Source organism: Microcoleus sp. PH2017_24_DOB_U_A, assembly GCF_020738205.1.
Classification (GTDB): Bacteria; Cyanobacteriota; Cyanobacteriia; order Cyanobacteriales; family Microcoleaceae; genus Microcoleus.
Map to the genome: position 1 here is coordinate 49,101 of NZ_JAEQCT010000071.1, position 21,896 is coordinate 70,996.

Sequence of the window (21,896 nt, forward strand, 5' to 3'; positions counted from 1 at the left end):
CAACAACAAATCGACAGACAATCTCTATTACTATTCTACTATCAAGCAGCTTGCGCTGAACCTTGATATTTAAGTAGAGTACCGCTCGCACCAATCACGAATCCGCGATCGGGGCCCATAAAGACAATCCTGTAAAAATTAGCAGGAACGTCCTCAACTTCGCGGTCTTTTTGCCAAGTTTTCCCGCCATCCAAACTGCACAGCAAATTGCCGCCGCCGCCGGCTACCCAAACTTCATTATCAGTCCGGTAAGCCATGTCTAGCAAACCCCAACTCGCTTTGCGATCGGGAAAAAACGGTTTTCCCCAACCTTCAGGATTGGACGGATCGCTAAACTGAATCTGACCGCCGCGGGCGAGCATCCACAAACGCCCGTCCTTGGTAAAGCCCATGTTTTGCAAGCGGCGAGAACTATTGCGGTTGTGGGGTTCCCAAGCTTGTTGTCCTGGTCTCCACACGGAGTAGAAATTACCTTTCGAGGATACCGCAACATACTGCCCGTCTTCCGAGCGGTTGATATTGCGAACTACCCCAAAAGAATCTTGCACGATCGCTTTCCAATTTTTGCCACCGTCAGAAGTCCGGTAAATCGCCCCGACATCCGTCGTCATATCAGCCGTATTTGGGCCAATAGCGGCGATCGTACTCGGAGAACCTGGTAACTGAGAGCTTAAAGCAATCCGCGTCCAAGACTTGCCCTCATCTTCTGTGTGGAGCAAAACCGAAGGCTGACCGACAATCCAGCCTTCGGAACCGGAAAAACTCACCGACGCAAAACGCGATCTCGGCTCGTCTATATCCAGTGCTACTGGCTTCCAGTTAGTCCCGCCGTCGATCGTTTCAAACAGAGTCGCCTCAGAACCAACAACCCAGCCGTGCTGGGCATTTCCCGTAAAGGCAATATCCTGTAAATTAGCTTCTGTTGGCAAGGAAATCACTTGCCAAGGGTTGTAACTCACAGAACCGATCGTGCTGCAACTCGTACAGATGAGTGCAGCCGCCAATAACATTACAATTCGTTGCCAAAATCTCACAATCGTTTTACTGCAAACCATACATACTAAGTAACAACAAGAAACCAACGACCAAGCCGCCAAAAATCAGCAAACTTTTTTGACCTTCGGTCATGCCGTTGACGCCGACACCGTAGCGCTGATTTGCTTTAAATCCCGATACTCCTTCCATCTGACCCAGATTTTGAAAGACCGACTTGCGGCCCGCGCAAACGGGACAAACCCAAGTAGCGGGCAAATCTTCAAAAGCTGTGCCAGGGGCAATGTCATTTTTAGGATTCCCTTTTTTCGGATCGTAGACGTAGCCGCAGGCGCGGCACTCGTGCCGATCGAGGGTCTTAGTCTCAGTGGCTCGATCGCTCATAGTTCCAAAAAGAGTAGGTCAGTTGACACTCTCCGGGCTTTAGCCACGGAGATTCTTAAGACCACAATTTGAGTCTTAAAGGCGCTGACAAATCGCCTCTACACGCTCAAAACAACTACTAACACCAGAAGTATTGCAATTGCGCTTACTTTGATCTTTTTATACTTTCAGAGTCCATCACGCCCGCCAGTTAGGTACGCTCAACAATTCACTATTGCTTGTTTAACTCTCGCTACGATCGAGTCGAGGCGAGCTAAATCAGGAGTTACACCTTTTGATATTGTTTCAACACGTAGATGGTTGTTCTTACTTGCCTTTCTAGATCTTCTAACGCGAAGCCGTCCTAGAAGGACGGGGCTTCAGACCCATTTTGTTGGTGAAGTACCTCAACTAAGCTTCGTTATAGTTGGGGCTGCCAACCAACACTCAGATTAGGACGGTCTTATTCGTCTTCGAGGTTTCCCGTCTCAACCGCCGATACCACGTTAGGGACACCACAAGGGTGTTCGACACAAAGCGTCGATGATGGTCTTACTCAGCGTCCACAGGCAGCCGCCCGTCTTCCACAGGCAGTTAGAATATCGTTTACCCAATCCTGAGATTGCGGTTTTATTAAAATATACATTAAAAATTATTGCAGAAGATGGACAATTAATCTCGATCGACCAGTAATTTCTGTTACCGAAAAATTGGGCCTAAAGCCCCGTGTCCCGATCGGACGGCTTTTATGATAAGTTATGTATTTATGTATTGTTGATTCGCGAGATGTAAAAATCCGGTCTCAACTGTATAAATCCAAAAAATCTCAAATAAGTTGGGGCATCAACTATCGTGCTAGGCAATATCAGACAAGCCGTGCTTGCTTTTGCTGTTTAAATCCACAATCCCCATGCCTTTAGGTTGGGGAGTATGTCAAATAACCCTTTCACAGAGGCAGTAATTATTCACCGTGTTTGCACTTAGCGGCTACGAGTATTTTTTAGGCTTCCTGTTAATTTCGAGCCTAGTGCCTATCCTCGCCCTCACGGCGTCTAAGGTACTGCGGCCCAAAAGTCGTCCCTACGACCGACGCACTACCTACGAATCTGGCGTTGAGCCGATCGGCGGAGCCTGGATTCAGTTCAACATCCGATATTATATGTTCGCCCTGGTCTTCGTCATCTTCGACGTAGAGACCGTATTCCTCTACCCTTGGGCGGTTGCTTTCAACCAGCTAGGACTCTTGGCTTTCATCGAAGCCTTGTTTTTCATCACGATCCTCGTTATTGCTCTTGTATATGCATGGCGCAAAGGAGCCTTAGAATGGTCTTAAGTTCTGATACATCACAAAAATCCCTAATTGTCAATCCGGCAGAGCGGCCGCAAGTCACATCCGAATTATCAGAGAACGTCATCCTAACCACGGTTGATGACATCTATAACTGGGCGAGACTTTCCAGCCTGTGGCCGTTGCTTTACGGCACGGCTTGCTGCTTCATCGAATTTGCAGCTTTGATTGGTTCGCGCTTTGACTTCGACAGATTCGGCTTAGTACCGCGATCGAGCCCCAGACAAGCTGACCTGTTAATCACCGCAGGTACAATTACCATGAAGTACGCCCCCATCTTGGTGCGGCTGTACGAACAAATGCCCGAACCCAAGTACGTGATCGCCATGGGCGCGTGCACGATCACCGGTGGAATGTTCAGCGTAGACTCCCCCACAGCAGTCAGAGGCGTTGACAAACTTATCCCCGTAGATGTGTACATCCCCGGCTGTCCCCCGCGTCCCGAAGCGATTATTGACGCAATTATCAAACTGCGGAAAAAAATCGCCAACGACTCAATGCAAGAAAGGGCTAACTTGTTACCGACTCACCGCTACTACACCAGACCCCACAAAATGAAAGTAGTAGACGACATTTTGGATGGCAAATATTTGTCAATTCCCGGGCGGATAGCCCCACCGAAGGAGTTGACGGAAGCAATGGGAATGCCCGTACCGCCCGCCCTGCTTGCAGGACAAAAACAGGAGGTACAACGTGGCTGAGACAGAATCTGCGATTGTTGAAGCTGGGAAGGTTTCTCAGTGGTTGACTCAGAATGGCTTCGATCACGAGGCTTTAGCTGCTGATAATTTGGGTGTGGAGATCTTAAAGGTCGATCGAGAATTCCTAATTCCGATGTCAACAGCACTGTACGCCTACGGGTTCAATTATATGCAGTACCAGTGCGCCTACGACCAAGGCCCCGGACAAGATTTAGTCAGCGTCTACCACTTGGCTAAATTGACAGATAACGCTTCCCATCCCGAAGAAGTCCGCGTCAAAGTATTTATTCCCCGCGAAGATCCGAGAGTTCCATCAGTTTACTGGATTTGGAAAGCAGCAGATTTCCAAGAGCGGGAATCCTACGATATGTACGGCATCGTCTACGAAGGACATCCAAATCTGAAACGGATTTTGATGAACGAAGATTGGGTGGGCTGGCCGCTGCGGAAAGATTATATTTCGCCTGATTTTTACGAATTGCAAGACGCTTATTAAGCGAGTTTTGCGAGGGCGGGTTTAGAGTATAAAATTTGACTTTTGCAGTCAAGTTTTATGCAAAACTCGCCCTCTGTTTTTTTCATTAACTGGTTCCTATTTTCTATGCTCATTCCAAATGCAGGAAATGCAGTTGTTGATATTCGTAAACTTCGTGACTACTGCCTAAATCCAGAACACGATGATGGTAAACACAAAGCGCGGCTGTTTTCGTCAATTCTGGGGATGATGCCTGACAATGCGGAGGAATTGCGCCAAATTTTGCTTGAAGTAATTCAAAGTCATGAAGCTCAGTTAGGGAGGCGGGATGGGTTCGGGCAACGGTACACCCTAGATTTCACGATTGAATGGCAAAATAGAAGTGCAACCCTTCGGAGTGGCTGGATTATTGAGCATGATTCGGAAATTCCGAGATTAACAACCTGCTATCCTTTGTAGTGCCGGGAGGTAATAAAAGTGGTAAATAATACAATTAAATTACTAGATGTTGTTGCCTTGACCGTTGATATTCCTGAATACAATCTCTGGCGCGGACAAGTTGGGACAGTGGTTGAACTGTTGGCTGATGGTGCAGCGTTTGAGGTTGAATTTTGCGATCGCAACGGACGCACTTATGAATCTGTCGGACTGAATCCAGAGCAAATCATGGTTTTGTACTTCGAGCCAGCATCACCTAATATCAAACCCGAAATGGTTACAGCATAAGTGGTACAACAACACCCATGGACCCGCAGTCTGGCAAATTGTCGTAGGCCATGTCAGCGCAGTGCACGAGCAGTAGCAGAGATCGCCTGCATCGGAAAGTTGTCAATAAGACATCTAGAATAGGGATAGTAGCTCAAATGAAAAATGCTTAACGAAAACAATGCTTACACTGAAGAAACAGGGAAATAAATGGCTTCCAAAGTCAGTATCGGATTTGGAAAATTATCTTAAACAATTCATGGTTCCAATACCACACTATGAAGAGAAAGAGTGTAGAGGGCTGCAAAAGAATATTGCTTACTCGCTTCAACACCTCGAATTTATACATCGCTGTGGCGAAGACTTAAATCTTACTTCCGTTCTTTGGAATCAAAACGCGAAAACGTTCATCATAGTAGCGTGTTCAATTATTGAGGCTCTATTTTTTTACCTACTTCGCGCACGCGGTAAAGCTGCAACTACTTCATGGAAATCCTATCGCAAGTTATCAGGGCAGGAGTTTGAAGATTCTGATGGGAAGAAGAAAAAAATTAATATGGAAATCTTTGAAAAGGTTAAGCCAGAAATTTACCAAGAAATGAGTTTTGATAAAATGTGCCAGCGCGTCGAGTCAAAAAAGCTTGTTGCATTGGGAAATGACGAATTCTTTAAGAACCTTCCATATCTCCGTCAGATTAGAAATCGTGTTCATGTTCACATTGTGAAAGATGACACCGACACTGATTATCTAAAAATCCAGCAAAAGGAATACAATTTAGCAAGAAAAGTTCTTTTCACCCTACTAACTTCCGAGCTTTTTCCTAATGTTAGAGAAGACTTGTTTGATTATCTTAAGGTAGATGAGACGACGAAATACTGAGAAATCCACCATTGCAAGGATTTTTGACTATTTCTAATGCGTTGCAGTGGCGACTTCAGTATGGAAGAGTCATTGAGCGCGCTGGACAACAGGAAGGCGTTATCGCAGTTTATAAATCTAACCGATGAGTTCCAACGATCGCAAAACAAAACTAGAATATGGCGATTTTCAGACACCGCCGGCATTAGCCGAGATGGTATGTCGAAAATTAGTAGAACTTAATATCAATCCTCGCACCATAATTGAGCCGACGTGCGGTGTCGGTAATTTTATTCAAGCTGCTGCACTTTCGTTTCCATCCGCAGACAAGATTATCGGGGTTGAAATAAATCATAATTACTTAACACAAATTAGACTCAATAACCAATTATTTCAGGATGAGAGATGTGATATTTGGCACGGAGATTTCTTTGAATTTGATTGGGAATTATTAATCAATCAATCCACTGATAGACTGCTTGTACTCGGCAATTTTCCTTGGGTGACAAACTCACAACAAGGAACTTTTGGTAGCGAAAATTTACCTAAAAAAAACAACTTTCAAAATCACAAAGGCTTAGATGCTCTCACAGGTAAGAGTAACTTTGATATCTCAGAATGGATGCTGATTCAGGCGGTGCAATGGCTGCAAAAGCGCGATGCTTATCTGGCCATGCTTTGCAAGACTTCTACTGCTAGAAAGTTATTGAATTACATTCACTCTCAAAAACTCTATCTCGCTGACTGTGCAACTTACACAATAGATGCCAAAAAATATTTTGATGCAAATGTTGATGCTTGTTTGTTAGTTTGCAAATTTGACAGTTATTCGCGAAACTACTTCTGTGATGTATTTAGCAGTTTAGAAACTTCGGACTGTCACCGAATTGGATATCATAATAATCTCTTGGTTAAGGATATCGATGCTTTCAGTAAATTGAGTAATTTATATGCGGTGGATTCAGGGACAAAATGGCGATCGGGTGTAAAGCATAACTGTTCTAGTGTAATGGAATTTAAGAAAATTGACAATTATTTTGTAAATAAATTGGGAGAAGTTGCTGATATTGAGGAAACTTATCTGTTTCCCATGATCAAAGGATCTGGTGTTGCTCAAAATCGAATTAATGCTACCGATCGCTATATGCTAATTACTCAAAAAAATATCGGGGAATCAACGGAAAATATCCAAAAAATTGCCCCTAAAACGGGGCGATATCTGGAGTCTCGCGGGCAATATCTAGATAATCGAAAAAGCAAAATTTATGAAAATAACCCTAGATTTGCGATTTTTGGAGTGGGCGATTATACCTTCAAACCTTGGAAAATTGCGATCGGCGGGCTTTATAAAAAATTGGAGTTTAGGTTAATCGGCGAAATCGCTAATAAACCTGTAGTTTTTGATGATACTGTTTACTTCCTAAGTTTTGATGATGAGGGAGTTGCACGTCAAACTTTTGAGCTTTTGAATTCATCGGCTGCAATTAAGTTTTATTCTGCGATCGTATTTTGGGATGAAAAGCGTCCGATCAAATCGAGTGTCTTAAATTGTCTGAATCTGGCACTGCTGGCAGATTCGGAGTTTGTAACCGCAGATGCACGCGGATGAGTATAGTTCTGCTATTTTTGACCGAATACGTAAAAAGTGGTGATATCGTTCCAAATTCCTTGCTGGGTTTGCAATGCTTCTATTTCTGCTTCAAATTCGGCCTTGGCTTGTGCTAATTGCTCGGTTGAAAGTGTTGATAACGGCGGCGGATATTGTCCAGGGGCGGGATGAGAATTTCCGGCCCACATTGCTTTTGCTTTTTCTAAACTGATATAGCTGCCATCTTGTTCGATTTTAATTTCTATCTGTTTAAATCCTGCTTTTTCGAGCAGGTTTCGGCATTTTTCAACAGTGCCTGTGGGTTTGCTCATATTGAAGGAAATGCCGTATTTTTCGGCTACTTTCTGCGTCACAACTCCGCCTACAAAAGCGGTGTCGGCAAAGGCATGAAAGCCAATTATTCCTCCTGGTTTGAGAAATCGATGCCAGTGAGTGAGGGCTGCGTGCAGATTAGACATCCAAATGAAGGCTGAAGAGCAAAAAATGCGATCGCAAACATTACGTGGTAAGTCGATATTTTCGGCATCCCTTAGCAAAAATTCTGTATTATTAAGCTTTAATTCGAGAGCTTTTTTTCTGGCTACATCGAGCATTCCATGCGAAATATCTACGCCAATAACTAGACCTTCAGTACCGACAATTTGAGCGGCTGCGATCGCCACATGACCCGTTCCCGTTGCAATGTCTAAAACCTGCTGTCCGCGACTGACTCGCCCGTATTCAACGAGACGCTGAGCAATCTGCAAATGCCAATCGCTATTGTCATAATTTTGACTTCTGCGGGTGTACAAATCTGCGATTTCTTGCTTGTATTTGTCTAATTTAGGTTGGTTGTTCATAGAGCAAAATGATGAATAGATTTAATGTAAGTAAGTCGGCGCTTTAAAACACAACTATGTAAACGATTGTAAAGTGTCCAAATGCTTTCTACTGGCTGACTTAAGCCTGTTTACATACTGTTACATCCACTCAATTTCCGCATCCGTGCAAGTAATTCCATTCTGCCAAATTTCATATTCACTGAGATCGATATCTTCATTCCAAACCAGTGCATAACCACCAGGCTCAATTTTAAAGTTTCTGAAAAACCCAGGATTACGTAACGTCGCAAACATCGGATTCTCTAATAACTTAGAGATGTCATATTTTTTGATTTCAAGATTAGCAAACTTAACCATCAAGGTATTATCGTCAATAACTTTAGCAGAAACAATGCGCTCAGGTTTCATAATGAGGATTATTGTAGTAGAAATAATAGCACAATGACAGACCATCGCCACTAACTTCAATCATTCCGCAAAGCTGCGATCGGATCTAAGCGAGCGGCATTCCGTGCCGGCAATACTCCAGCCAATAAGCCTACTGTAAAGGATAGTCCAAAACCGGCTGCGATCGACCATACTGAAATTACAAACGGAAAACTAAATGCTGTCGCGGCCCCAAAGGCGATCGCAATTCCCAACCCAATACCAGCCGTACCGCCCACAGTCGAAACTAAAATCGATTCAGCCATGAATTGAATCAAAATAGCTGCATTGGTAGCACCTACAGCTTTGCGAATCCCGATTTCCTTAGTGCGCTCCACAACTGACACCAACATAATATTAGCAATCCCGATGCCGCCAACTACCAGGGAAATTCCGGCGATTGCCACTACCATCACTGTAAACAAACCTACCACATTGCTGAAAGTATTCACAATATCAACTTGATTAATCACTCGAAAATCATCCGGTTGTGGCGGATAGATATTGTGGCGCAAACGCATGATATTTTCTACTTGAAATTGAGCATCAGCTAAATCCGATTCCCCCGTAGTTTGTAACCAAAAACCAGAGATGGCAATTCCAGCCAAAGAATTTCTACCCACAATTCGAGCTGACATATTTTTCAGGGGAATATACACGCGATCGTCCTGATCCGTACCCCCTACCGAACCCTTGGGTTCCATCACTCCTATTACCTTGTAGCGCCCTCCCTGAATGCGAACATCGGCTGATAGGGCATTAGCACCAACTCCAAAAAGCTCGTCTCGCACCTTAGAACCAAGGACAACAACTGGTTCAGCAGCATTCAATTCATCCTCATTAAAAAACCGTCCTGCTTGAGGTTGAATGTTCTTCACATCGGGGTAATTTAAATCAGTTCCTAATATAAAAGTAGATGAATTTTGTCCGCCATAAACAACTTGCACTTGGCGCTGCAAAAACGCCGAAATCGCCTTAACTGCCGGTGCTTGTTTGCCGATCGCCCTAGCGTCATCCCATGTCACAGTAGAAGCAGAACCACTACCCTGACTAACACCGCCCGATCGCGAAGCACCCGATAAAACCAACAGCACATTAGTACCCAAAGCCTTCAACTGTTCCTCAGTAGACTTTTGTACACCCTGGCCCACGGAAGTAATCGCAATCACCGAAGATATGCCAATAATTACGCCCAGCATCGTCAAACTGGTACGCAACTTATTATTCCACAGCGCCTCAGTCGCCATGAACATAATTTGAACGTTCGAGATTTTGTTAATAACTGGGGGAGTCTTTAATTTCATGTTATCGGTTATTTGTTATTTGTTATTTGTTATTTGTTATTTGTTATTGAGCGGGCAAATTTCTACTACTCAAATCTTGTACTTTTTCATGAACAGGCAAGATGCCTGTTCCACAATAGATCAATTTTCTGCTTGTGGGGTGGGCTTCTAGCCCGCCCAGAAAAGATTATTGCAAATAGTGCAAAATATCTCTTTTTATGAACAGGCAAGATGCCTGTTCCACAATAGATCAATTTTCTGCTTGTGGGGTGGGCTTCTAGCCCGCCCAGAAAAGATTATTCCAAATAGTGCAAAATATCCGATCTAACGCAAACGACTTCCACCACCCGGCTGCAAACCTGGAATTCCACCCGATGATGGAGTTTGAGATTTAGGCCGCAAGCCAGGGGGGAAACTAATAAAAACCTTTTCATTTCCCTTCAAGCCCGATCGCACTTCCGTCTTATCATCAACCGTCATCCCCGTCTTAATCGGCACAAACAAAGGCTTCCCATCTTCACCACCAGTCACAAACACTCCCGTTTCCTTTTTTTGACGAACAATCGCCGCAGTCGGTACAACTAAAACATCCTTCAACTCACCCGCCTTAAACTCCACATTCACATTCATTCCCGATCGCAATAGTTTTTTAGCATCATCAAGAATTGAAGCTTTTACCTCAAAACTGGTAACATTTTGCTGGACAATTGACTGAGGTGAAATTTGATTAACTTTCCCAGTAAAAGTCTTTCCCGTATAAGCATCAGCTTGAATAGACGCATTTAAGCCGAGGCGGATTTGAGCAATATTACTTTCTGCCACATTCGCCACAACCTGATTTTTTGAAGCTAAAGACAAAATCGAAGAAGAAGTTGCCGATGTCACCGCACTACCTGCTGTTGTCGGTGTCACAAAAGCTCCTGGATCGGCATATTTGCGGGTGACAGTACCGCTGAAAGGAGCGCGAATTTTCGTATCATTAATCAACGCTTGGACTGTTTGGAGACTACCTTTAGCCGAGAGAACTTGAGCCCGGGCGATCGCAATTTCTTCCGGCCGAGCACCACCTTGAATTAGTGCCAAAGCTTGCTGTTTTTGCTCCACTGCGGCTTCGGAAGCGGCGATGTCTTCGGATCGCGCCCCCGATCGCACTCCTGCCAAAACTTGCCGTTTTTGCTCGACTGCTGCTGCGGAAGCCGCAATATCTTCCGGGCGAGCACCAGCTTGAATTAGCGCCAAAGCTTGCTGTTTTTGTTCAACTGCGGCCCGCGCAGCAGCGATGTCTTCCGGGCGCGAACCAGCTTGCAACAAAGCTACAGCTTGTTGAGCTTGTCTGACTTGAGTTTGAGCTCGATCGCGCGCGGTGCGAGAAGTATTCACAATTTGAAGAGAAATGGCCCCCGATGTGTAGAGTTCCTGATTTCTTTGAAAGTCTTCTTCTGCTTGTTTTTTGGCATATTCAGCATCCCTAAGTTTAGCTTGCGCTTGGGCAATATCTTCAGGGCGATTGCCCTTGAGCAATTTTTGAAGAGTTGCTTGTTGTTCTGCTAATTGGGCCTTTGCTGCTGCAATATCTTGACTGCGATTCCCATTGAGCAATTTTTGCAGGTTTGCTTGTTGTTCATTTACTTGGGCTTGGGCGGCGGCAATATCCTGAGTGCGATTACCGTTAAGTAATTTTTCCAAACTGGCTTGTTGTTCAGCTAATTGAGCCTTTGCTACTGCAATATCTTCGACTCGATTACCATTGAGTAATTTTTGCAAGTTGGCTTCGGCTGAGGCGAGTTGTCCGCGATTTTGAGTCAATTGTCCTTGCAGGTTGGAGTCATCCATTTGGGCGAGAATCTGCCCTGTTTTAACAGTGTCTCCTTCTTTAACCAGTAAAGTTTTGAGCACTCCTGAAGTTTTGGGGCTGACGTTAACACTCCTTTCGGGTACTATTGTGCCATTTGCGGAAATGGCGATCGGCAAATTCACCCTTTCTACAGCAACGGTTTTTTCCTTGCGTCTGCTTTCACGGCGCGATTTGACTGCGAGTTGGCTGTAAGCTGTGTAGCCGACTCCGGCGAGTAGGGAGGCAGCGAGGAGTCCGCTTAACCAGGGAGTCAGCCCTTTTTTAATCTGAAACTGCTTTAGGAAGTACATATAAGTTAGACCGATCGGGCGTCTGCTTCATTTTGACCGATCGGGAACCGAAAAGGTTCAATTTAAGTCTGGCTAATTTTTTTTGGTTGTGGTGTTGTGTCGGATTATTTTGGATAATAATGAAATCAGCTACGATCAATTGAGAATCTCGATCGATGAGGAACGCAGACATGAGCATTCAATTAGAGTTACCGCCGGAGTTAGAAAGTCAACTATCTACTGAAGCCTTACGACTAAACCTACCTTTATCTGAGTACATACTACGTGTTTTATCGATCAGAGAAGTTCTGAGTAACCCACCTAAAACTGGAGCAGAACTTGTTGCTTACTGGCAAAGTGAAGGAGTCATCAACTCACGACCTGATATTACCGATAGTCAATTATATGCTCGAAACCTGCGCCATCATTTCTATCCTGCTTGAGCAATAATTTTCCCTATATCTTGAGGCGTTGCACCTGTTGCCAGGATTGCGCGTATTAACAGTTCAATAGAAACCGAATCTTCGCCATTTTCAGCCTTGGCAATACGAGGTTGACTGGAGTTGATTTTATCGGCTAACTCTGCCTGTGTCATCAATTTTTGCCGACCTTAATTGAGATTAAGACTGAGGGCTAACTTAATCTCAATTAAGGTCGATTCCTCTGGTGAAAGTTCTAAGAATTCCGAGGCAGATCCGATTTTCCAGCCTCGATCTTCTAGACGCTTCTTTTTCGCTTGATCCATAACATTAGTCCTCTATATCCGTGTCATATTATATCATATCTGATATAATTATGGCGAAGATCGTCATTCGAGGTAACAGTTGCTATGACTTACCCTAAGAAGAAAAAAGGTTTCCGCACCATCAATGTTGAAGGGCAAGAATTCCGTTGGCATTTCCGCCCTTCTTTTGACGACGACTACTTGACTTTGCAAGGGAGTGTTTCATCTGGCGAGCAGTTAATTGTTATCATGCGTTATCCGTGGTTGCCAATCAACGGTTTCCATTTAACCGATGGCGGTAATGTGTTCCATTTGCACAAAGCAGCCTGGATCGTCACTAGCAAATTTGCTCGGACAGCTATCTTGCATGGTATTGCTAACGGCTGGAAACCAAACGATCGCCGTCCACCCCTGTTCTGCGTTTATAGTGAAGGAACCTTTTCATCTATGACACCGCAACGCGAAACATCGGTTACATATTCCTAGAAAGAGTTATAAAGCCGTCACAAATAGGAGAAAATATGCTCGAACTCAGACCAACCTGTGAGCATTGCAACAAGGCGTTGCCACCAGACTCGCTTGATGCACGCATCTGTACCTATGAATGCACTTTTTGCGCTACCTGTGTGGAGAGCATTTTGGGTAAAAATATTTGTCCGAATTGTGGTGGTGGCTTTGTTCTGAGACCAATCAGGCCATCAAAAAACTGGAGAGACAACAACTATCTTAGCAACGATCCGGCGATCGCCAAAGTCAAATACAGGCCAGTGGATCTAGAGGCTTATGCAAAGCTTGTGGCGGTAATTGGCAGCTTAGCTCCGGAAAAGCGGTAAGGCATTTAATGATTTTACCTGCCAGCCATCAAAACCTGTTCAGCAGTCAGTTTTAAGTCTGGGAAAGTTAGAGAGACGATGGTCTGATTGCCCCGAATCTGTTGAATTTGATATTCCCCATTCACTAAAGTGCAAATAGAAAGGGTGGGTTTTTTAGGCTTTCCAATGTGTTGAGTACCACCTAATCCTGCGTAGTCCGCAATCCAATATTCAGGAATACCTAAAACTGCGTAGTCTTCAACTTTACGAGAATAGTCATTTTGCCAGTTACTACTAACAACTTCCGCCACAAATTTAATCGAACTGCCCAGTGTTAGAATCGACTCACCAGACCAAAGCAGTTCTTTAGTAAGTTCATTTCGATCGACAACTGCAACATCAGGTCGAAATGCTGTCATACCAATATTTGAAGGGCGCAATAGTCCCCGCTGAAGGACAAACCAAGGTAAGCCTGTTCCGTCGATCTGGACACATATTTTTGTGGTAATGAAGGCTGCAACCTCCTCATGGGGGCCTGTGGGTTCCAAGTCGAATACCTCTCCATCGATCAGCTCATAGCGATTATCGCCACCATAACGGGCGATAAACTCGTCAAAGCTGAGTGGTTTCTGTTGTATTGGTTGGTCGATCGCAATGGTCATAGCTCAACTTAGCCCAATCAATTCCTTTAGTCTATCAGATGGACAAACTGGTTAGATCGATCGAACTTGTGAAAAGTTCGATCGCCCATTTCCTCCTTAACAAACAGCAGCCACGCCCAACTCTGTAATCGCCGCCTCCGGGCCCACCAAAGAAATATACGGTTCGACGAAGTATTTGTGAGCAGCTTCCCTAGCTTCAGCAGCAGTAACTGCCGCAATTTCTGCTTGAAACTGCTCGTCAAATTTAATTCCCAATTCCAGGATTTCGTACCAACCTAAAACTTGGGCAATTTGCGAATTGGTTTGTTTTCCTAAAGCATATTGACCGAGCATTTTATTCTTGCAAGCTTGCAATTCTTCTTCGCTTAGTTGGGTGTTGGCGAGTCGATCGACTTCTGTACGCAATCCTTCAAAAGCAGTCACCGTATTTTCGGGTGCTGTACCCATGTACGCTACAAACTGAGCCGTGTCCAGGCGCGTCGCGTAGAGTGCCGAAACATCGTAAGCTAAGCCCCGCTTTTCCCGCAATTCCACAAACAACCGACTCGACAAACCGTTACCCAAATAGGTATTCAGTAACTTAATCGCTGCATAGTCGGGATTTTTGACCGAGGGCGCGAGGTAGCCCAGCATAATCACTGATTGCTGGGTATCTTGCGCCTTAGCCACGGATTGCGGGGAGGCTTTGAGGGGGGGAACGGTTAAAGTTGGGAGGGGTGTTAAAGGCGCTTTCCAGTCACCAAATGTACGATCGATCAGGGCGATCGCATCTTCGGTAGATATTCTGCCGGCTACCGAAATAACCACATTATCGGGACGGAAATAGGTTTTGTGGAACTGTTCGAGCTCGTTTCTGGTGAGCTTTGACATCGTAGCTTCCGTGCCCAAGGTGGAGAAAGCATAGGGATGTTCCTGATACATGGCGTGTCGCAATTGCTCGAAGGCGATCGCAAATGGTTGTTCTTGTTGCGATCGAATTGCCGATATCGCAATGCGGCGTTCGAGTTCGACTTCAGCTTCCGGGAAAGTGGGCGATCGCATCAATTCCGCAGCCAACTCCAAAATGTCCTGAAAATCGGCAACAACCGTCTTCAAACTCACTAAAAAATAGTCTGTAGTCGAGTCGGTACTCAATCTCGCTCCTACCGATTCTACACGTTCGGCAATTTCTAGCGAAGACAGGCGATCGGTTCCCTTAGTCATTACCGCCGACAGCAAGTGACACAATCCTGCTTGTTCCGGCTGTACGCAGCGGCTACCGGCGCGCAGGAATATCCTAGCTGCAATAATATCTGCTGCTGGATTTTCTGATGCTAAGACAACCATACCGTTGTCTAAAACCGTGCGCTGAATTTCATTTTTCATCATTAATTTAGTTAGTAATTGGGAATCGGTAATGGGGAATCGGTAATGGGTAATTGGTAATGGGTAATTGGTAATTACCAGAAATAATTGGTTGAAAGCCGGAACCTTGATTGGGAGAAATTAAAATCAGACTATTCATTACTCCAATCTTCTTCCTTCGTCAAGTGCTGTCAACTGTCAACTGTCAACTGTCAACTGAATCGATCGCCATTTTGCTATTTTCCATTTGCATTTTGTATGCTGTCAGACCGAGCAGAGCTTGATGCACGATCATACTAAATGTAACAAAATCTATCCCCTAGGGTGCGGGCCAAACACAGAAAACACCGGACAAACCAAGATTTATCCGTTAGCAAAGATATTGATATTGACCAGCTTAACCATCAGACTGGCTTGATCGCCACAGCCGCGTAGCGCCGGGGTGAGAGATATTGTTGAGCTAGGCGCTGGAGGTCTGATGGCTTAAATGACTGAATCCTGGTAGGATAGCTGAGCGCTAATTCGGCAGTGGCGATCGTACTGTAATATCCGTAAAGACCAGCTAACTGTCCCGGCGTTTCGAGGGAGAAAGCAAAGTCGTTGCACAGCAAACGCTTGCAGCGCATCAGTTCTGTCTCCGAAACCAGCTCAGATTGCAATTCCCAAAGCCGATCGCAAATTCGAGATTCCACCTCTTCTAGATCCTCGGCTTCCAAGACAGCACTAATCGTAAACAAACTCGATTCCCGTTGTAGCGAGAAAGAGCTTTCGATCGCGTGTACCAATTGTAATTCTTCCCGCAGTTCCCGGACTAAACGCGAACTCCGCCCATCTGCGAGCAACACAGAGATCAAATCCAAGCCGCAAGCACTTTGCAAGTGATCGACTCCCGGCCCAGTCCACGCCATCATCAGTCGCGCTTGTTCCAATCGAGGAAGACAGAGTTCCTGACGGCGAATTTCTACTAACGGCGGTTCGGCTTCGGCGACAAATTTAGGACAATCCCACCTGTCAGAAAACCGATCGAATGCTTTCCCTGTGATATCTCTGGCTTCTTCTTCCTCAATTCCCCCGACTATCACCACAGTCATATTTTCCGGCTGATAGTGCGATCGATGAAAACAGCGCATTTCGTGGGGAGTTCGCGACATCAGCAACTCTTCCGTACCGAGTACCGATCGCCTGTAGGGATGTCGCTGGTAGACTGTTTCCATCATTGCTTGGAAACCCAGCCAATCGGGATCGTCTTGAGATTGTCGGATTTCTTCGAGCACCACATCTCGTTCGCGATCGAATTCCGCATCGGGAATCCCAGCACGCAACAGCAATTCTGCCAGTGGCTGCGCCGTTTCTGCTAAATAATCTGCCCCAGCGTTGACATAAAAATGGGCGTAGTCGTGACTTGTAGCTGCGTTGGCGACACCGCCGCGATTTTCGATTACTTGGTCAAATTCTCCAGGGGCGATCGCATCCGTCCCTTTAAATATCATGTGTTCTAGAAAATGAGCCATTCCCGACCAAGAATCCGGCTCCTTCGTAGCGCCAGCCCTCACCCACACGTCTAGCGCAACCACCGGTGTGGCCGAAATCCGCTGGTGAATGACCGTTAACCCATTGTGCAGCTTCCAGACCTTGGCTGGGAACTCTAAAGCAGTGAGCAGTTGAGACAAGCTAGTTATTCTTAAACTTCAGTTAACTTCGGCTTCAACTATAGTAGCGCTTTACTGATGTGCGATCGGGATTAATTGATACAAAAGTCAGTTGTCAGTTGTCAGTGGGCTGTTGTCTGTGGGTTGTGGTCATTCAGGAAGTAATTTTTGCTTTTTTTAAAACGACCTTAGCCTTAATTACTTACCATTTCTTGGTTTAAAAGTCAATAGGTTGCGCGGGATATTAATGAATCAGTCGGGAGAAAGAGGGAGTAATCAGAATATTTCCATAAATTAAAAGATGTAAGAACACTAAAGACATCGAGAGGAGAAACGACAGATGGTAGCTACCCTTGAAGATACCAAGCGCCAAGCGATCGCGATGAAATTAGCAGACATGAAAGCACTGCAAAACCTGCTGATCGCCAACGAGCAATTGTTCATCAATTCCTGCAACGACTCCGAACTGTGCGATCGCTTCCGGGATATGCTGGAGGACGATCGCAAAAACATGGGCGTATTGGAAACCACGATCGTCCAATACGGGATTCAATCCGAACCCAAAGAAACCACCACAAAAATGATCGAAGAAATTCAGAAACTCATGGAAGGTTCTGAACTCACAATGTTTGAAAAAGTCGGTCAGCACGAACTGCTCAAACACAAACAAACAATGGCCGGCTTGTTAATTCACAAAGCCGCTCAAGTAGTTGGCGCCGACATCGAAGCCGCCATTACTCCCCTCAACACAGTTAACTTTGAAAACCGCGCCCACCAAGAACAACTCAAAGGAGTTCTCGAAATTTTAGGAGTGCGCGAACTCACCGGAAAAGACCCCGATCAAGGCGTTTGGGCCCGCGTCCAAGATGCGATGGCGGCCATGAGTGGCATTATCGGTGGTGCAGTTACCCGCACCAAAGAGGAGATGAACATCACCGAAATCATCTCCATGGATCACCGCAAAGTCGATACCATATTCATGGAAATCGAAAAAACCGACAATCCTCAAAAACTGCAAGAATTCTTCGGTCAACTTTACAAAGACTTAAGCGTTCATGCAGAAGCCGAAGAACAAATTGTCTATCCCGCAGTTCGCAGCTACTACAGCGATACCCAAGAACTGTACGACGAGCAAGCAGCAATGAAGCAAATGCTCGCCCAAATCAAGGCTCTCAACCCCAGTTCTTCTGATTTCAAAGCTCAAATCCAACAGCTAAAAAAAGCGGTTCAGGATCACGTTAAGGAAGAAGAAAACGATATGTTCCCTCAAATTCGCCGCAACCTGAGCGAAGCACAAATGGAACAAATGGCTACTCAATTCAAAGAAGCCAAGAGTACAATTCAGCAAGAAATGGCTGGCATTAGCTAATTGAGCAGCGAGCTAATTTCAATTCTAGCTAAAGCTAGAAAACAGCTCAACTGCAACCTATCAATCCCGCCACCAAGATGGCGGGATTACTATTTTAAAAAGCAGGAAAAAAGAAATATGAGGACTAAAGTCCTCAGTACAAACTTAAAAACAAGGTTTGTAGTAAGGAATTTAGTCCTTCTTAAAAACAAGGTTTGTAGTAAGGAATTTAGTCCTTCCTAACCATTAACTACAGATCCGCCGTTGGGATGCAAAATTTTACCTGTGATATAAATAAAGGTTTTGTGGCGGCGGGGAATCGTTCTTTTTGCCGATCGCAGTCTACGACTAAAGACAGTTTGTGCGGCACAAAAGTAAACTGCACCCCAAAACAATGTTTGACGTGCAGCTTAAACTAGCTAATTACTAATAGTTGAGTCTCAAACTAGAGACCCAACTTCAGATTAGAAACCAGTCGGAGAAGTAGCAGGAGCACCTAACAGTAAATCCTTCTTATCTTCAGGCAACACTACAGTTAGTGCACTCGCTGTGCGGCTCAAGCTCATGTCATCAACAAAGCTGATACCTGCATTTTCATTGGCGATCAAGCTGGTATCAATGCTGCTGGCCTTAACCGTAGCATCAAGTCCACCTTCAGTCAGAGGATCGAGGCTAGAAGCAGTTCTTGCTGGAGTCGGTACTGGCGCCGAAGGCGTAGTATTTGGGCCCGGTACGTTAAAGGTAACAGGATTAGGCCCTGTCCGGATCGGGAACGGGTTGGGCACGTTCGGATCGTCGAAAACTTCCAAAACCGAGTAAGTAGCCGGGAACAAATTCGGGAATAGAGCAATCCCTTGTGCGTTCGTTCTCACCAAAGGCTCAGTGGCGGCATCGTAACGATTGTTCCGGTTCAAATCCAAAGTAAATGGAACATTAGCAAGACGAGGTTCGCCCGAGTCTTGTATGCCGTTGCGGTTGTCGTCTCGGAATTTGGGAACTAACAAATCATAGCGGCGAGAGTTGCCAATCAAAGCGCAAGTAAAGGTTTGATTGGGGCCCAAAACGATATTGAGCGGTTGAGTCGTCTGGAAGAAACCAGGAGGAGGTACTTCTCGCAGGTTGTAAGTACCGGGACGCAAATTTCTGAAAGCAAAAGTACCAAACTGATCGCTAGTGGTAGTTGCTTCCCCTGCATCCAGGGCGCCGTTGTTATTGGTATCGAGAAAAACAGTAACGCCGCTAATCGCCGGTTCGTTTCCGTCTCGATAGCCATTCAAGTTAAAGTCCTCGAATTTGCAACCAGTGATGTTGCTATTCGGTGTATTGGCAAAAGTAACGTTAGCGTCCTGAAGGCCCAGAGTTACCGGAACACCAGCAGTTGTCGAAGGCGAAAAACCAGCCGGTACGACTTCCCGCACTGTGTAATTACCCAGTTGCAAGTTGGTAAATGCTCCTCTTCCTTGAGCATTCGTCTGTATTTGTTGTTCTCCGGCGTCAGGAGTCCCATTATTGTTGGTGTCGAGGAAGACAGAGACACCGGCAATTGGTGCTTCACCCTGAGTTGGCTCGAAGCGACCGTTTCCGTTCAGGTCATTGTATTTGAATACAGTGATGTTAGGTAGAGTGTTTCCGACACCAGAATTTGTGTCATTCCCAGTATTAGCTCCCACAGGAGTAAAGGTAACTGCTGGTGAGGGGTTAGTCGCTGGGAAAGGAAAAGGTGTGTTGGCAAAAATCGGCCGTTCGCCAGTTGCCGCGATCGATCTTTCCCCAGCCTGTTGAACGCCGTCGCGGTTGGTATCTACGAATTTAGGGTCGTTTGGTTTCAGTGTATAGGTTGAATCTGTTACCAAGATCGGTTGCTCTCTGCTGATCGTACCCTGGAACCGTGCTTGCGGGCCTGGTGCCGAAACCAGAGCGGGGTTAGGAGTAGTTGCCACTGGAGCATTGAGGTTGCCTGGGGCACCGCCACCGGGCAGTGTCGCTGGAAAAATTTCCAAGACAGAGTAATTGGCAGCTCTCAAATCCCTGAAGGTAGCAACTCCGTTTACATCGGTGATAGCGATGGGTTCTGAGGCTTGATCCCAGCGACCGTTCCCGTTCAAATCTAAAATGAAGGGTACGTTAGCAATGGGGGGTTCAAAAACTCCATTGACCAAATTTCGCGTGCCACTGCGGTCTATGTCCCGAAATTTGTTAATTTCAATTTGATACAGCGGAGTGTCGCCAACTTGAGCGCAGGCAAAGGTTTGACCGGGGCCTACGGTTACGTCCAGTACAGGGATGTTGTTGGGTGGGGTGCTTTGGGGGAAATCTCTTTCTAGGGGTTCTCCGTTGATACCGTTGACTCGTTCTTCCCGAACTCTGTATGTTCCAGGTGTTACATTAAACGACCACGAACCATTTTTGTCTGATAATGTGTTAAGTTCCCCTGCATCTAATCGGCCGTTGGGGACGCTGCCGTTGCTGCCATCAAGATATATCCTGACATTTTTAATCCCCGGTTCATTCCCGTCTCGAAAGCCGTCGGCATCTATGTCTAAGTATTTGCATCCAACAATCCGGCTGCCCACAAGCTGGGTGTTGCCAAAGAAAACGTTGGTGTTTGTGTTTCCAACAGTGACAGCGAGGGGATTCGGAGTCGTGGTACGGAAACCAGCCGGTACTGTTGTTTCTGTGACTACGTAGTTGCCGGGAACCAGATTTATGAACGAGAACCCTCCGTTAGCGTCTGTAAGGACGGAGATATCGCCTGTATCTAATCGGCCGTTGCTGCCGATCGCAGGTTCGAGGAGAATGGGAATGTTTGCCAGACCTGGTTCATTTGCCTGTCTGATCCCATCCGCGTTCAAGTCATTGAACTTGATACCTAAAATTGCCGGGCCTGTATTCCCAACCTGTAATTGCTGGGCAATCCGCTCTTCGCTAGTTAAATTTGCCATGATTTCTCTCCTTCACACCTAAATCCACGTAAATTACAGACTACTGTATGGGTTTGTCAATAGCTGAGTAGTTTTTGCTAGTCGCTGACAATTGCCACTCGATTTTACATACGTCTGTGCTTGAGGTAATGTTCCCCATCTCACACAACAATGCCTCAAGCTTTGTCGCTGGCCAGTATATCAGGTTTTGAAGAGCCCTGGCAATTTGAGGGCAACATCTTTAAGATTTGCACGCCTTCTCTCTCCGTACATACTTGCTGGTTTGAGCTCTAAAAAGGCCTTGATTGAGTGCTCCAGCCGATCGCAAGTCGGGCGGCATCGTTCAGGTTTGTCATGGTTTGCTGTAAACAGACGATCGCAGGCTCTGGGATTGCCTCTTCACAACAAGCTCTTCACAACAAGCTTTAGACCGATCGAGCTACCGGACTGGATATGATTTGCTTTCCCTGAAAATATGCCGATCGGGGTTAGGGGAACTGTCTGATAGTTTCTGACTTACGCTCAATGCTACAGATACATTTAACCCGGCAAATCCAGGACTAAGCCTGATACTACCGTGTATGGCAAGACAGAAAAAGCTGCAAGCTCTCCTGTCAAGGAGGTATCTCTCAAAGCTTTCAACAAGATATTGAAAGCGCCATTTGAATTTATGTCCACACTTTGAACGGGTTTTTGATATGTATTCTTCCGTTATGCCTACTACAAAAC

General features: G+C 45.6%; 24 protein-coding genes. 11 read left to right on the plus strand and 13 right to left on the minus strand.

What is annotated here, in order from left to right:
- Positions 1-41: 41 nt before the first annotated feature.
- On the minus strand, positions 42-1,055 hold the full coding sequence (locus tag JGK07_RS20330) for a photosynthesis system II assembly factor Ycf48 (protein WP_293175780.1): 1,014 nt from the start codon (positions 1,053-1,055) through the stop codon (positions 42-44).
- Complete coding sequence (locus JGK07_RS20335) at positions 1,042-1,377, minus strand: rubredoxin (RefSeq protein ID WP_293175778.1); 336 nt, start codon at positions 1,375-1,377, stop codon at positions 1,042-1,044. Before JGK07_RS20335 ends, JGK07_RS20330 begins: the two co-directional genes overlap by 14 nt.
- 522 nt (positions 1,378-1,899) lie before the next feature.
- Between JGK07_RS20335 and JGK07_RS20340 the strand changes: the two genes are divergently transcribed.
- From JGK07_RS20340 to JGK07_RS20375, 8 genes are all read left to right on the plus strand, one after another.
- The gene (locus JGK07_RS20340; RefSeq protein WP_293175776.1) at positions 1,900-2,049 is read left to right on the plus strand and encodes a hypothetical protein; all 150 of its coding nucleotides are present in this window, start codon (positions 1,900-1,902) and stop codon (positions 2,047-2,049) included.
- Between the two features lie 277 nt (positions 2,050-2,326).
- Positions 2,327-2,689: a photosynthetic/respiratory NAD(P)H-quinone oxidoreductase subunit C gene (gene ndhC, locus JGK07_RS20345; protein ID WP_006635500.1), complete on the plus strand. Its 363-nt coding sequence runs from the start codon at positions 2,327-2,329 to the stop codon at positions 2,687-2,689.
- The gene (gene ndhK, locus JGK07_RS20350) at positions 2,680-3,405 is read left to right on the plus strand and encodes a photosynthetic/respiratory NAD(P)H-quinone oxidoreductase subunit K (protein ID WP_265233759.1); all 726 of its coding nucleotides are present in this window, start codon (positions 2,680-2,682) and stop codon (positions 3,403-3,405) included. Before ndhC ends, ndhK begins: the two co-directional genes overlap by 10 nt.
- Positions 3,398-3,901 carry an NAD(P)H-quinone oxidoreductase subunit J gene (locus tag JGK07_RS20355; protein ID WP_293175773.1) on the plus strand — a complete coding sequence of 168 codons (504 nt, stop codon included), beginning with the start codon at positions 3,398-3,400 and terminating at the stop codon, positions 3,899-3,901. Before ndhK ends, JGK07_RS20355 begins: the two co-directional genes overlap by 8 nt.
- Before the next feature lie 105 nt (positions 3,902-4,006).
- Positions 4,007-4,339: a DUF6883 domain-containing protein gene (locus JGK07_RS20360; protein WP_293197849.1), complete on the plus strand. Its 333-nt coding sequence runs from the start codon at positions 4,007-4,009 to the stop codon at positions 4,337-4,339.
- Positions 4,340-4,357: 18 nt separating this feature from the next.
- On the plus strand, positions 4,358-4,606 hold the full coding sequence (locus tag JGK07_RS20365) for a DUF4926 domain-containing protein (protein WP_293197847.1): 249 nt from the start codon (positions 4,358-4,360) through the stop codon (positions 4,604-4,606).
- A gap of 160 nt (positions 4,607-4,766) precedes the next feature.
- Entirely contained in the window at positions 4,767-5,465 is a 699-nt protein-coding gene (locus JGK07_RS20370; RefSeq protein WP_293197844.1) for a hypothetical protein, read from the plus strand.
- A gap of 124 nt (positions 5,466-5,589) precedes the next feature.
- Complete coding sequence (locus JGK07_RS20375; protein WP_293225399.1) at positions 5,590-7,053, plus strand: class I SAM-dependent methyltransferase; 1,464 nt, start codon at positions 5,590-5,592, stop codon at positions 7,051-7,053.
- An 11-nt stretch (positions 7,054-7,064) separates the two neighbouring features.
- Here JGK07_RS20375 and JGK07_RS20380 read toward each other — a convergent pair whose 3' ends face one another.
- From JGK07_RS20380 to JGK07_RS20405, 6 genes are all read right to left on the minus strand, one after another.
- Positions 7,065-7,892: a methyltransferase domain-containing protein gene (locus JGK07_RS20380; RefSeq protein WP_293175763.1), complete on the minus strand. Its 828-nt coding sequence runs from the start codon at positions 7,890-7,892 to the stop codon at positions 7,065-7,067.
- A 120-nt stretch (positions 7,893-8,012) separates the two neighbouring features.
- On the minus strand, positions 8,013-8,282 hold the full coding sequence (locus JGK07_RS20385) for a DUF2442 domain-containing protein (RefSeq protein WP_293291023.1): 270 nt from the start codon (positions 8,280-8,282) through the stop codon (positions 8,013-8,015).
- Between the two features lie 56 nt (positions 8,283-8,338).
- Positions 8,339-9,604 (minus strand): ABC transporter permease, encoded by a 1,266-nt coding sequence (locus JGK07_RS20390; protein WP_293175759.1) that lies wholly within the window; start codon positions 9,602-9,604, stop codon positions 8,339-8,341.
- A 303-nt stretch (positions 9,605-9,907) separates the two neighbouring features.
- Entirely contained in the window at positions 9,908-11,728 is a 1,821-nt protein-coding gene (locus JGK07_RS20395; RefSeq protein ID WP_293175757.1) for an efflux RND transporter periplasmic adaptor subunit, read from the minus strand.
- Between the two features lie 409 nt (positions 11,729-12,137).
- The gene (locus JGK07_RS20400) at positions 12,138-12,302 is read right to left on the minus strand and encodes a helix-turn-helix transcriptional regulator (RefSeq protein WP_293175755.1); all 165 of its coding nucleotides are present in this window, start codon (positions 12,300-12,302) and stop codon (positions 12,138-12,140) included.
- Positions 12,303-12,317: 15 nt separating this feature from the next.
- Positions 12,318-12,452 (minus strand): hypothetical protein, encoded by a 135-nt coding sequence (locus JGK07_RS20405; protein WP_293175753.1) that lies wholly within the window; start codon positions 12,450-12,452, stop codon positions 12,318-12,320.
- 84 nt (positions 12,453-12,536) lie between these two features.
- Here JGK07_RS20405 and JGK07_RS20410 point away from each other — a divergent pair, with 84 nt between their 5' ends.
- Complete coding sequence (locus JGK07_RS20410) at positions 12,537-12,917, plus strand: hypothetical protein (RefSeq protein WP_293175751.1); 381 nt, start codon at positions 12,537-12,539, stop codon at positions 12,915-12,917.
- Positions 12,918-12,952: 35 nt separating this feature from the next.
- Positions 12,953-13,264, plus strand: a complete 312-nt coding sequence (locus JGK07_RS20415) for a DUF1272 domain-containing protein (RefSeq protein WP_293175749.1) — start codon at positions 12,953-12,955, stop codon at positions 13,262-13,264.
- Between the two features lie 14 nt (positions 13,265-13,278).
- Here the strand turns inward: JGK07_RS20415 and JGK07_RS20420 are convergent, their stop codons facing one another.
- From JGK07_RS20420 to JGK07_RS20435, 4 genes are all read right to left on the minus strand, one after another.
- On the minus strand, positions 13,279-13,905 hold the full coding sequence (locus tag JGK07_RS20420) for a Uma2 family endonuclease (RefSeq protein ID WP_293175747.1): 627 nt from the start codon (positions 13,903-13,905) through the stop codon (positions 13,279-13,281).
- Between the two features lie 96 nt (positions 13,906-14,001).
- Positions 14,002-15,270: a pitrilysin family protein gene (locus JGK07_RS20425; protein WP_293175853.1), complete on the minus strand. Its 1,269-nt coding sequence runs from the start codon at positions 15,268-15,270 to the stop codon at positions 14,002-14,004.
- A 7-nt stretch (positions 15,271-15,277) separates the two neighbouring features.
- Complete coding sequence (locus JGK07_RS20430; RefSeq protein WP_293175745.1) at positions 15,278-15,409, minus strand: hypothetical protein; 132 nt, start codon at positions 15,407-15,409, stop codon at positions 15,278-15,280.
- A 244-nt stretch (positions 15,410-15,653) separates the two neighbouring features.
- Positions 15,654-16,919, minus strand: a complete 1,266-nt coding sequence (locus JGK07_RS20435; protein ID WP_293189760.1) for a pitrilysin family protein — start codon at positions 16,917-16,919, stop codon at positions 15,654-15,656.
- 319 nt (positions 16,920-17,238) lie between these two features.
- Between JGK07_RS20435 and JGK07_RS20440 the strand changes: the two genes are divergently transcribed.
- A complete protein-coding gene (locus JGK07_RS20440; protein WP_293225401.1) occupies positions 17,239-18,267 on the plus strand; it encodes a hemerythrin domain-containing protein in 1,029 nt (342 codons plus the stop codon).
- Between the two features lie 443 nt (positions 18,268-18,710).
- Here JGK07_RS20440 and JGK07_RS20445 read toward each other — a convergent pair whose 3' ends face one another.
- Positions 18,711-21,188 carry an SdrD B-like domain-containing protein gene (locus JGK07_RS20445; RefSeq protein ID WP_293231115.1) on the minus strand — a complete coding sequence of 826 codons (2,478 nt, stop codon included), beginning with the start codon at positions 21,186-21,188 and terminating at the stop codon, positions 18,711-18,713.
- Positions 21,189-21,896 lie beyond the last annotated feature (708 nt).

What these genes read in the sequence shown, in the direction of transcription:
- JGK07_RS20410 (WP_293175751.1), top strand. Translation starts at nt 12,537, where the DNA reads ATGACTTACCCTAAGAAGAAAAAAGGTTTCCGCACCATCAATGTTGAA.
- JGK07_RS20395 (WP_293175757.1), bottom strand. Translation starts at nt 11,728, where the DNA reads ATGTACTTCCTAAAGCAGTTTCAGATTAAAAAAGGGCTGACTCCCTGG.
- JGK07_RS20405 (WP_293175753.1), bottom strand. Translation starts at nt 12,452, where the DNA reads ATGGATCAAGCGAAAAAGAAGCGTCTAGAAGATCGAGGCTGGAAAATC.
- JGK07_RS20370 (WP_293197844.1), top strand. Translation starts at nt 4,767, where the DNA reads ATGCTTACACTGAAGAAACAGGGAAATAAATGGCTTCCAAAGTCAGTA.
- JGK07_RS20440 (WP_293225401.1), top strand. Translation starts at nt 17,239, where the DNA reads ATGGTAGCTACCCTTGAAGATACCAAGCGCCAAGCGATCGCGATGAAA.
- JGK07_RS20415 (WP_293175749.1), top strand. Translation starts at nt 12,953, where the DNA reads ATGCTCGAACTCAGACCAACCTGTGAGCATTGCAACAAGGCGTTGCCA.
- JGK07_RS20425 (WP_293175853.1), bottom strand. Translation starts at nt 15,270, where the DNA reads ATGAAAAATGAAATTCAGCGCACGGTTTTAGACAACGGTATGGTTGTC.
- JGK07_RS20390 (WP_293175759.1), bottom strand. Translation starts at nt 9,604, where the DNA reads ATGAAATTAAAGACTCCCCCAGTTATTAACAAAATCTCGAACGTTCAA.
- JGK07_RS20380 (WP_293175763.1), bottom strand. Translation starts at nt 7,892, where the DNA reads ATGAACAACCAACCTAAATTAGACAAATACAAGCAAGAAATCGCAGAT.
- JGK07_RS20360 (WP_293197849.1), top strand. Translation starts at nt 4,007, where the DNA reads ATGCTCATTCCAAATGCAGGAAATGCAGTTGTTGATATTCGTAAACTT.
- JGK07_RS20335 (WP_293175778.1), bottom strand. Translation starts at nt 1,377, where the DNA reads ATGAGCGATCGAGCCACTGAGACTAAGACCCTCGATCGGCACGAGTGC.
- ndhK (WP_265233759.1), top strand. Translation starts at nt 2,680, where the DNA reads ATGGTCTTAAGTTCTGATACATCACAAAAATCCCTAATTGTCAATCCG.
- JGK07_RS20375 (WP_293225399.1), top strand. Translation starts at nt 5,590, where the DNA reads ATGAGTTCCAACGATCGCAAAACAAAACTAGAATATGGCGATTTTCAG.
- JGK07_RS20330 (WP_293175780.1), bottom strand. Translation starts at nt 1,055, where the DNA reads ATGGTTTGCAGTAAAACGATTGTGAGATTTTGGCAACGAATTGTAATG.
- JGK07_RS20385 (WP_293291023.1), bottom strand. Translation starts at nt 8,282, where the DNA reads ATGAAACCTGAGCGCATTGTTTCTGCTAAAGTTATTGACGATAATACC.
- JGK07_RS20340 (WP_293175776.1), top strand. Translation starts at nt 1,900, where the DNA reads ATGATGGTCTTACTCAGCGTCCACAGGCAGCCGCCCGTCTTCCACAGG.
- JGK07_RS20445 (WP_293231115.1), bottom strand. Translation starts at nt 21,188, where the DNA reads ATGGCAAATTTAACTAGCGAAGAGCGGATTGCCCAGCAATTACAGGTT.
- JGK07_RS20430 (WP_293175745.1), bottom strand. Translation starts at nt 15,409, where the DNA reads ATGAATAGTCTGATTTTAATTTCTCCCAATCAAGGTTCCGGCTTTCAA.
- JGK07_RS20400 (WP_293175755.1), bottom strand. Translation starts at nt 12,302, where the DNA reads ATGACACAGGCAGAGTTAGCCGATAAAATCAACTCCAGTCAACCTCGT.
- JGK07_RS20420 (WP_293175747.1), bottom strand. Translation starts at nt 13,905, where the DNA reads ATGACCATTGCGATCGACCAACCAATACAACAGAAACCACTCAGCTTT.